Origin of the sequence: Candidatus Angelobacter sp. (genome assembly GCA_035607015.1) — a bacterium.
In the GTDB taxonomy this organism is placed as follows: Bacteria; Verrucomicrobiota; Verrucomicrobiia; order Limisphaerales; family AV2; genus AV2.
Map to the genome: position 1 here is coordinate 1 of DATNDF010000373.1, position 10,293 is coordinate 10,293.

Here is a 10,293-nt window from a genome sequence, read left to right on the forward strand (position 1 = left end):
GTCCCGGGCCCGGCCAGCAGGACCTCCGCGGATGGGAATGGCGGTATTTATGGCAGTTCTGTCAGAGCGATGCGTCGTTCACACTTTGTCAGCGCACAAATGCAATCGTCTCGGTCTCCTTTTCGGCCGACGGGTCGTTGCTCGCGGTCGGGACGTGGGGCAGTGAAATCACGGTGTGGGACATCGCCACGCGAAGCATGATTTTCCATCGGCAGACCCAGCCGGGCGGCACCGGCAAGCTCGCCTTCGCCCGCACGGGGAACATTCTGGCATACTGCGACGCCGTGAATCAGGGAAGGTACGTTCAACTCTGGGATAGTCGGACAAGAATGGAGACGCATCGCCTCCCTCTGAACGAAGGTCTCCGTGACCTTGCGTTTACGCAGGACGGACGGCTGTTCACCTGCGAATGGAACGGATCGAATACCGTGGCGGTCTGGGACGTGAAGAGCGGCTCGAATTTGGCCCGCTTCACTGCCAGGGCTCCGGCGTACGCGATGGGCACCGTGTTCAGCGCCACGGAAGATGGAACCCGCTTCGCTCACGTCGTGGCCGGAGAGCCGCGCAGGGTAAGGATAGCCAGCACTGATGGGTCGTCCGATTCGAGTTTTCCGGTCAGTGACGAGCTCACCACGGCGGTGGCACTCTCGAAGAACGGCCGGACCCTGATCACCGGAGGTGGGTACGCCGAGGGCGCCGTCAAACTCTGGGACGTCGCCACCGGGCATCTGGCTGGCAAACTGGACGGGCATCGGAGCTGGGTCAGCTGTCTGAAGTTGCTGCCCGACGGGAAAACACTGGCTTCGGCAAGCGCGGATCGGACCGTTCGGCTGTGGGACCTGGCGACTCGTGAGCCGGTCCGAACGCTTCGCGGTCAGGGTGGGGAATTGTGGTCGATAGACGTTTCGGCAGACGGCCGATGGCTGGCCGGCGGTTCCAAGGACGGCTCAGTTGTATTCTGGGATCTCAGCTCTTCGACCAATCGTCCGCCGGCTTATCGCACCCTGCGGCGAGCCGGCACATGGTGGGGGGCTTCGTACTCGCCGGATGGGAAATGGTTTGTCCTTCTTCAAGGAGGGAAGTTGATCCTCTACGACGCAAATACGCTTCAACCCGCCATCGAACCGGCCTTTGCAATTTCGAACATCGTTAGCTTTGTCCTTTCGCCTGATATGCGCCTGCTTGTTGCAATCGATACCAAAGCGCGTTCAAAGGTATTGGAGATGCCCGGCCAGCGTGTGATCACAAACCTGGACGTTGATTCCCATGTCATTTCCGCCATTACCCCGGTGTTTCTGTCGGGCGGCAGGAATCTGCTCGCCTACGGCACAGACCACATGTACCGACTATGGGACGTCGCAACCTGGAGGGAGATACGTTCCTGGGAGATGGATGCAGACAAAAACTTCCGGGCGGTTTCTCCAGAAACAGGGCTGATCGCCGCAGCCAACGGCAGAGGATGGATTCAACTGATTCCTGCGCAAGATCCGGAACACAGCCGCCAGTTTAGAGGCGAGGACCGCCTCATCGGCGTGGACCTCTCGCCTGACGGCAAAACACTGGCCGCGGCGAGCGAGAATGGAACAGTGGAACTTTGGAACACGGAAGCCGCAACGCGTGTCGCGCTCCTGCACGGGGTCCTGCTGGGCTACCACTCTGTGGCCATTTCGCCCGATGGCGAACGCGTGGCGGCAGGCAGCAACGGCCAGGAGGCGATCAAGATATGGGACCTCCAGTCGCACGAAGAAGTCGCCACGCTTTCAGGCCAGGGCTCATTCTTTTCGGACCTGAAATTCTCTCCGGACGGGAACACAATCTCGGCGCGCAACTGGAACAGTGTGATTCATTTCTGGACCGCGCCGGCCTGGCCGGAGATACAGGAGGCGGAGAAAAAACGAAGGAGCAACTGATCATGGCCCCTCGTGGCCGGGCATCAAACGCCGGGGTCCGGGCCTATCCTGTTTTGACATTGATGCTCATTTTTGCCAGTCTTCAGGGCAATCTGTAGCGCCAAACGATGAGCGGAACCACGCATTTACCGGACGTGATCGACTCCGCCGATGTGCGGGCGGCCGAGCAATTATTGCCGTTGGTTTACGAGGAGTTGCGCCAGCTCGCGGCGTGCAAGATGGCGAACGAAGCCGCCGGACACACCCTTCAGCCGACGGCGCTGGTGCATGAAGCCTGGTTGCGGCTGGTCGCGAGCGGAAATCCGAGGTTTGAGAACAGGGCCCATTTTTTTGCCGCGGCGGCTGAGGCGATGCGGCGTATTCTCATCGACAGAGCGCGCCGCAAACGTGCCCTGAGGCACGGCGGCGGCCAACGCCGTGTGGAGATTGAGGAAGCGGATCTGGCCTCCCCGCATGGGGACGACCAGCTGCTGGCGATGAATGAGGCGCTCGGCAGACTTGCTGAGGCGCATCCGCTCGAAGCCGAAGTGGTGAAGCTCAGGTATTTTGTGGGGATGACCAATGAACAAGCTGCCGGGGCGTTGGGCATCTCGGAGCGCACGGCGAAGTACTATTGGACTCACGCCCGCGCCTGGCTGTACCACGAGATTACGACTGCCGCCGACAGCTAAAGTTTCACGCGGTTGACCCGGATTGCGGAGGTGCCGCCAATCCTCCCCCACAATCTGGCCCGGCACCGGGCTCATTCCGGCGTTCCAGATTTCCGCCTTGGAAAAATAAATTGCCCTCTTCTGACGGAAATCTCGCATTGATGGGCGGTGGGAAAATCCGCCCGCCCTGAACGCCTGAAAAACGTCTGCGAAATCAAATGGCCGAGCGGCCAGTTCGCTGTTCGTCAGTGCGTTACCGGTCGGCGCACTCAGGCAGATTAGCAACAACTTCGGAAAAGGAGATTGTATGAAGATGAACCAGCGATTGGTGAAGCGAGCGACCAACCACGGCCGGTGCGCAGGGGTTATCGGGCTTGCGTTTCTCGCGACGATTGCAAACGCGCAGCTGATTGACAAAACGCTGGCGCCTAACGTCGCCAACGAGGGCATCGCCAAATCGCTCGCCGACGAGACCGGCGCGGGCCGCGGCGACATCCATACACCAGGATCCTCCGCGTTCATCATTGCGCGTGATCCGTTCCGCTCCATCCGGCGTGGACGACAGTTGTTCCAGCGCAAATTTACCGTCGAGCAGGGTGTCGGCCCGCGTGTGCAGGATGGCAAGGGCGACGTGAACACTGTCCTCGCGATTGGCGCCGGGCTGGCGGACAGTTGCGCCGCCTGCCACGGCCGACCGCGCGGCGCGGCGGGTTTTGGCGGCGACGTGGCCACGCGCCCGGACAGTCGCGACGCGTCGCATCTGTTCGGTCTCGGCCTGAAGGAAATGCTCGCGGATGAAATCACCGCTGACCTGCGGCGCCAGCGCGCTCAGGGAATTGCCACGGCGGCGAGTTCCCACCAACCGGTGACGGTCCTGTTGTCCAGCAAGGGCATCAGTTACGGCTCGCTTGTCGCCAAACCCGAAGGTTCCGTGGACACGACCAACGTGCGCGGCGTTGACGCCGATCTGCGCGTCCGTCCGTTCTTCGCGCACGGCGGAAAGATTTCCATCCGCGAGTTCATCGTTGGCGCGCTCAACGACGAGATGGGCCTGCAGGCTGTTGATCCCGAACTGGCCGCGGCGAAAGCCGGCGGGCGCTTCGTCACTCCATCCGGCATGGTGCTGGACGGTTCGACCGATCAGATCGAGGCGCCGCCCGCGTCTGATCCTGACGCCGATCCTGATGGTGACGGTGTGAAAAATGAAATTCCGACGAGTCTGGTGGATCACCTTGAGTTCTACCTTTTGAACTACTTCAAGCCGGCGACCTACGAACAGACACGGAGGGTGATCAAAGGCCAGCGAGCGTTCAACCAGATCGGCTGTGCGCGCTGCCACATCCCCGACCTGCTCATCCAACACGACCGCCGGGTGGCTGACGTGGAGACGGTCTTCAACCCGGCGAAGGGCAACTTCAACGGCCTTTTCGCCACGATCAACCCGCTGTTCAACAGCACCGATGATAATTCCGGATTTCCCGCGGTGAAGTCGCCGAAAGGCGGATCGTTCCTTGTGAAAAATATTTTCACGGACTTCAAGCGGCACGATCTCGGGCCGAATTTTTACGAGCGGAATTACGATGGCACGACGCGCAAGGAATTCCTCACCACGCCGCTGTGGGGTGTCGGCAGCAGCGCTCCCTATGGCCACGACGGTCGCAGCATCAACCTGACGGAAGTCATCCTGAGACACGGCGGCGAGGCGCAGCACGAGGCGTCGATGTTCGACCGGATCGACGACGACGACCGCGGTGCGCTGCTGGAGTTTTTGCAATCGCTTGTGCTGTTCCCGCCGGATGACACGGCCTCGAACCTGAATCCTGGCAACAGAAGCGATCCGAACTTTCCGCAGGCGGGTCACGGCAGCATCACGCTGTCGGTGCTGTTCAACGATCCAAGCGATCCGGAATAACAGGGCAATCGAAGCGCGCTTTGAAGAAGGCAGGCCCGGAGACTGTCTTCTGTACGATGGAGCAATCGTTGAAGGTCCACGAAGGGCCAGGGGCGGCCCCATAGCGCTGCCCCTTACAGGCAACGGCGTGGTTGGAGGCGATTGCTCTTGGTGAGAGACTTTGGCGGAGGGTCCGGCTAATTTCCCGCAATGCGTTCTCGGCGGGTCATTGTCGTTGGCGGCGGAGCAGCGGGTTTCTTCGCTGCCATCACGTGCGCCGAAGCGATGCCGGAAGCCGAGGTCACGGTGTTGGAGAAGGGACCGCAGTTCCTGACCAAGGTCCGTATCTCGGGTGGCGGGCGCTGCAATGTGACTTACGCGTGTTTCGATGCGCGCGAGTTTACGACGCGCTATCCACGTGGCGAACAGGAGTTGATCGGGCCATTCCAACGTTTTGACGCGGGCGATACCGTCACCTGGTTTGAATCCCGCGACGTAAGGCTGAAGGTCGAGAGCGATGGACGGATGTTTCCCACGACCGATTCATCGCAGACCATCATTGACTGTCTCTTGCGCGCGGCCAAGGCCGCGAACGTGAAGTTATTGTTGAACCGCGGCGTGGGAAGCGTGGTCCGGCATGAGAACGGCGAATTTGAACTGGGCCTGACGAACGGCGAATCGATGTCGTGCCACCGCTTGCTCCTGGCCACCGGCGGGTGCCGCGCCGCATCGGCAGGGCACCTTGCAGTGTCGCTTGGACATACCCTGGAGGCGCCGGTGCCGTCGTTGTTCACGTTTCATATCAGTGTCCCGTGGCTGCGGGGGCTGGCGGGCATTTCGGTCGCGTCGGTGGAAGCTTCCGTCCCCGGAACGCGATTGCGGGAGCGGGGACCTCTTCTGGTGACGCATTGGGGTTTGAGCGGACCGGTGATCCTTCGGTTGTCGGCATGGGGCGCACGGCAATTCCATCACCTTGATTATCACTTCACGCTTCACGTCAACTGGCTGCCGGACCTCGCCGAACAGGAAATCGCCGGACAATTTCGTGGCTTGCGCGATCGCGAGCCCGCGCGACTTGTCGTGAACACGCCGCTGCCAGCGCTTCCGGCGCGGCTTTGGGAGCAACTCGTTCTCGTCGCCGGCGTCAAGCGCGACACGCGGTGGGCCGCGCTCACGCGCGCGGCGCAACACCGCCTAGTCGAGCAGTTGTTCAGGACCGAATTTCAGGTTTCGGGCAAGAGCCTGAACAAGGACGAATTCGTCACCTGCGGCGGCGTGCGTTTGAGCGAAGTTGACTTCGCGACCATGGAAAGCCGGACCTGCCCCGGCCTGTATTTTGCGGGCGAATTGCTCGATATTGACGGCATCACCGGTGGATTCAATTTTCAAGCGGCCTGGACGACCGGGTGGATTGCCGGTCAGGCGATGGGCGGCGAAAACGGGCACTGATGCGGAGAAACGCCTGTTGAACAGCCAGCCGACTTGCACCACGATTGCGCCATGCAGAGTACAGCTCCGCTCACGGAATTCCTGAATCACCAAATGCCCGCCGCGCTGGAGATGCTGCGGCGGATGGTCGGAGTCAACAGTTTCACCAGCAATCGCGAGGGGGTGAACAGACTTGGCCGGTTGACGGCGGAATCGTTCGCTCCCCTTGGTTTTGCGGTCGAGACGGTGCCGTCGATCAACCCTCACTACGGTGACCATCTGGTGCTGACGCGCCGCGGTCGGACGAAGAAGAGCATCGCCATGGTGTCACATCTCGACACGGTATTTCCACCGGAGGAGGAGCAAAGAAACAATTTTTGCTGGCAGCCGGAGGGTGATCGCATCTATGGCCCGGGCACGCACGACATCAAGGGCGGCACGGTGATGATGTGGCTGACGTTGTCTGCGTTGCACGCGCACGCGCCGGAGATGTTTGAGGACATCACCTGGAAGCTGCTTTGGAATTCATCCGAAGAAACGTTGTCGCACGACTTCGGGGAACTATGCCGTGATCACTTTGATCGGGAGACGCTGGCTGCGCTGGTGTTCGAGGCGGAAGGCAGGCTTGGCGAGGAACGGTTGCTGGTGGTGGCGCGCAAGGGCAGGGCAACGTGGCGCGTGACCGCCTCGGGGCGGGGTGCGCACGCGGGTGGAAAGCATCGGCACGGCGCGAATGCCACCGTGCAACTTGCCCACGCGGTGCAGAAGATTGCCGCGCTCACGGATTATTCGCGTGATCTGACGTTCAATGTCGGCGTCATTTCGGGAGGGACCGTTTTGAATCGCGTGCCTCATGAAGCGATTGCGGAAGGTGAATTTCGCGCGTTCACGCCGGACGTTTACGCGCAGGGCAAGGCGGCCCTGCTGGCCCTTGCCGGCCCCGGCGAGGTGAAGAGTCCCGTGGACCGGCATTCGTGCGAAGTCAGGGTGGAAATCCTCAGCGAGAGCCGTCCCTGGCCGCGCAATGCGGACACGGACCGTCTCGCGGCATTGTGGCAGCAAGCCGGTGTGGAGTTGGGCGTCCGCGTCAATGTCGAGGAACGCGGCGGATTGAGCGACGGAAATTTGATCTGGGACTCGGTGCCCACGCTCGATGGACTGGGTCCGTGGGGCGACAACGATCATTGCTCCGAACGAAGTGCGGACGGGGCGAAGCTGCCCGAATACGTGGAAGTGCCATCGTTCGTTCCGAAGGCGGCATTGAACACGGTCGCGATCTTGAAACTTGTCGGGCAGGGTCGCGCCGGCGGATAAAACTCATTCAGGTTTATGAGATCCTTTGAAACGCTCACGGAGCAGGAGATTCTCGCCCTGGCTGTCGCGCTGGAAGAAGAAGACGCCCGCGTTTACGACGACTTCGCGGATGGCCTGAAAGAGAACCACCCTGGACAGGCTGAAAAGTTCAAGGAACTCCGGCGAGAGGAAGACGGACATCGTCATCGTTTGCTGGAGTTGTACAAGCAACGCTTCGGCGATCATGTGCCGCTGATCCGGCGGCAGGATGTGCGCGGCTTCGTGCAGCGTCGTCCCGTCTGGCTGGTGCGCCCGCTCGGGCTCAAGGCCGTGCAAAAGGCGGCTGAAACCATGGAACTGGAGACGAAGCGATTTTACGAAGCCGCCGCGCGCCGGGCGACAGATGCCGGCATCCGCCAGTTGCTGGGCGACCTGGCGGAAGAGGAACGAAACCACGCGCACGCCGCGGAACAGATTGCCGAAACCAAATTGAGCGACGAGGAATCGGCAAGGCAGAAACGGCTCTTCGTGCTTCAGGTCATCCAACCCGGACTCGCCGGTCTGATGGACGGCTCGGTTTCGACCCTCGCCCCATTGTTTGCCGCGGCGTTCGCCACCCACAGCAGTTGGGCGACGTTTCTGGTCGGTCTTGCGGCGAGCGTCGGCGCCGGCATCAGCATGGGATTCGCGGAGGCGCTATCAGACGACGGCAGTCTGACCGGCCGCGGGCATCCGTGGGCGCGCGGATTCGTTTGCGGACTGATGACCACGATTGGCGGCATCGGACACACGCTGCCCTATCTGATTCCAAATGTGAATACGGCGACGGGCATCGCCGGAGCCGTGGTTCTGGTCGAACTGGGCGTGATTTCGTGGGTTCGCCACAGGTTCATGGATACGCCCTGGTCGTCCGCCGTCCTGCAGGTTGTTCTCGGCGGTGTCCTGGTGTTCTTGGTGGGAATCCTGATCGGCAGTTCCTGAGAGCGCCATAACGTAGCCTGTCGGATGATCCCGGTCGCGTCGCTTGCCGCTTGGAAGAAAGTCGCGATTCCGCCAGGCTGCTATCGTCCGATGAGATCGTGGGAATTCCGTCCGATGCTTTGGCGAGGTCACTCACGGCGGTTCGCTTCCAACCGGGTATCGTGTTGGACGGAACAGCATTCCCGTCGGCTTGACGTGTCACGTTCATCGCGGGATAAACTTCTGCCATGCGCAAATCCATTCTGCCTCTCCTGGTCCTGCTTTTGGCGCCTTCGCTCAACGCTGCTGAATCGGGCCTGAAGCGCTATCTCTATCTGAGCACGCCTGACGGAGCGCAGGAAGGGGGCTCAGGCAAAGGCATTCTTGTGTTCGACATGGACGACGGCCATCGCTTTGTCCGCCGCATTGACATCCCGTTCAAGGAAGGCTTGCGTGGTTTTTGCGGAAACATAAAACGCCACGCGGTTTACTACACCACAACCAACCGACGCCTCGGAGCGTTCGATCTGGAGACGGAGAAAGTCCTTTGGGAGCGACAGTACGACCTTGGCTGTGACCGCGCCTGCATCACGCCCGACGGCAGGAAGCTGTACGTGCCCACGGGCTGGTGGTGGAAAGGGCCGAACAGCGGGCTGCTGGTCGTGAATCCGGACAACGGGGAATTGATCAAACGCATCCCCGCTGGTCCCGCGGCACACAATAGCATTGCCAGTTTGGATGGTCGCTTCGCGTATCTGGGCACCGATACGAACCTTTGGGTATTCCGCACAGGCGACGATTCGCTCGTCCGCAACATCAACAACGTCGGAGAGAGTGGCGTATTTCCGTTCACCGTGGACGGCCGGGACCGATACGCGTACGTCTGTCTCGGCAAGCACGTCGGGTTTGATGTCGTGAATTTGCAGACCGGTGAAGTCCCGCATCGTGTGCTGGCCGGGAGTGAACCTATCGCGCATCGAACGCATGGCGCAGCGCTTACCCCGGATGAAAAGGAGCTTTGGATCAGCGATCAGGAAGGGAGGAAACTGTTCATCTTCGATGCGACGCAAACGCCGCCGAAGGAAACCGGCCACGTCGATCTCAGTCAGGGCGGCCACGGCTGGGTGACATTCAGCCTCGACGGCCGTTACGCGTGGTGCCACACACCCGACGTTATTGACGCTCACGCGCGCAAGATCGTCGCGACGCTCAAGGACGAGAACGGGAAGCCGGTATGCGGCTCGAAGTTCATTGAAGTTCACTTTCGCGATGGCAAGGTGGTGAACATGGGAGACCAGTTTGGCCTGGGGCACGCGGCGGTAACGGCCGCTTCGCGTTGAAAATGGTTTGGTCTCCGGTGCGATCGGATGTCGTCTGGTTAAACCGCCGGGTGACGTGTGAAATCGCCGCAACGCGACCGGCTAGTCCTGATGATGATCGGGTTTGTGTTCGTCCTTTGGAAATTGCTGTTTGAGAGTGCGCAATCCGTAGTCAACAAGTTCTTCGCCCACTTCTCCAAGGTCGGCGGTGCGGCGGCGGATTTTGCGCAACGATTCCTCGGCGAACCGGCTCAAGCGCCGCGGCGTGAACATGACCTGGGCGATGGAGACCAGTCCCACCACCGGATTGAACTCGCGCATCGTGCGCATGATGCGGACGAGTTCGCCCAGCGGCCGTTCAGCCGGCTCTTTCATCAGTTGGAGAACATGTATTGTCGGCAGGCACAGAATGAGTGACGCAAGAAAGACGATGTGAAACCGGAGGATGGGTTGGCCGAGAAAGGTTCCCAGGTTGTCGGGCAGCAGTGTCAGGATTTTACCGCCAATGATCGGCCCGAGCGCGGTCAGCAGGCTGGTGACCGCGAGGAACACGGAGATGTAGGGCGCCTTGCTGCGGGTGGGCACCATCTTGACCATCAGATTGAACTGGCACAGTTGAAATCCCGCCGTTGCCCCGCCAACGAAGAAGTAAGTCGCCAGCAAGTGCAGGTAACGGTGCGGCCCGGCAAACAACCAGGAGACCAGCGCGACGGCGGTCCAGAGAAACGCGCAGGCCATCTGCACCGGCTTGTTGCCGAAGCGGTCGCTCAGCGCGCCCCAGGTGGGAAGGGACAACAGGCCGCCCAGGGTCGCCAGTGTGGTCAGCAGCGTCAGGCCGCCCA

The 10,293-nt window shown here is 61.1% G+C and carries 8 protein-coding genes; 7 read left to right on the forward strand and 1 reads right to left on the reverse strand.

Translation table 11 applies throughout. The annotated features are described in order from the left end of the window. From VN887_15075 to VN887_15105, 7 genes are all read left to right on the forward strand, one after another. On the forward strand, positions 1–1,910 hold a 1,910-nt coding region (locus tag VN887_15075; GenBank protein ID HXT41330.1), incomplete at its 5' end, for a WD40 repeat domain-containing protein. Positions 1,911–2,017: 107 nt separating this feature from the next. After that, on the forward strand, positions 2,018–2,581 hold the full coding sequence (locus VN887_15080) for an ECF-type sigma factor (GenBank protein HXT41331.1): 564 nt from the start codon (positions 2,018–2,020) through the stop codon (positions 2,579–2,581). Between the two features lie 292 nt (positions 2,582–2,873). Then, a complete protein-coding gene (locus VN887_15085; protein HXT41332.1) occupies positions 2,874–4,472 on the forward strand; it encodes a di-heme oxidoredictase family protein in 1,599 nt (532 codons plus the stop codon). Between the two features lie 189 nt (positions 4,473–4,661). Then, complete coding sequence (locus VN887_15090; protein ID HXT41333.1) at positions 4,662–5,900, forward strand: NAD(P)/FAD-dependent oxidoreductase; 1,239 nt, start codon at positions 4,662–4,664, stop codon at positions 5,898–5,900. Between the two features lie 51 nt (positions 5,901–5,951). Then, entirely contained in the window at positions 5,952–7,193 is a 1,242-nt protein-coding gene (locus VN887_15095; protein ID HXT41334.1) for a M20/M25/M40 family metallo-hydrolase, read from the forward strand. A gap of 15 nt (positions 7,194–7,208) precedes the next feature. Beyond that, entirely contained in the window at positions 7,209–8,153 is a 945-nt protein-coding gene (locus VN887_15100; protein ID HXT41335.1) for a ferritin family protein, read from the forward strand. 227 nt (positions 8,154–8,380) lie between these two features. Beyond that, on the forward strand, positions 8,381–9,472 hold the full coding sequence (locus tag VN887_15105; protein HXT41336.1) for a hypothetical protein: 1,092 nt from the start codon (positions 8,381–8,383) through the stop codon (positions 9,470–9,472). Between the two features lie 81 nt (positions 9,473–9,553). On the opposite strand, the gene VN887_15110 is transcribed toward VN887_15105, so the two are convergent. Continuing rightward, a partial coding sequence (locus VN887_15110; GenBank protein ID HXT41337.1) for an MFS transporter occupies positions 9,554–10,293 on the reverse strand: 740 nt, incomplete at its 5' end.

What these genes read in the sequence shown, in the direction of transcription:
- VN887_15095 (HXT41334.1), top strand. Translation starts at nt 5,952, where the DNA reads ATGCAGAGTACAGCTCCGCTCACGGAATTCCTGAATCACCAAATGCCC.
- VN887_15090 (HXT41333.1), top strand. Translation starts at nt 4,662, where the DNA reads ATGCGTTCTCGGCGGGTCATTGTCGTTGGCGGCGGAGCAGCGGGTTTC.
- VN887_15085 (HXT41332.1), top strand. Translation starts at nt 2,874, where the DNA reads ATGAACCAGCGATTGGTGAAGCGAGCGACCAACCACGGCCGGTGCGCA.
- VN887_15105 (HXT41336.1), top strand. Translation starts at nt 8,381, where the DNA reads ATGCGCAAATCCATTCTGCCTCTCCTGGTCCTGCTTTTGGCGCCTTCG.
- VN887_15100 (HXT41335.1), top strand. Translation starts at nt 7,209, where the DNA reads ATGAGATCCTTTGAAACGCTCACGGAGCAGGAGATTCTCGCCCTGGCT.
- VN887_15080 (HXT41331.1), top strand. Translation starts at nt 2,018, where the DNA reads ATGAGCGGAACCACGCATTTACCGGACGTGATCGACTCCGCCGATGTG.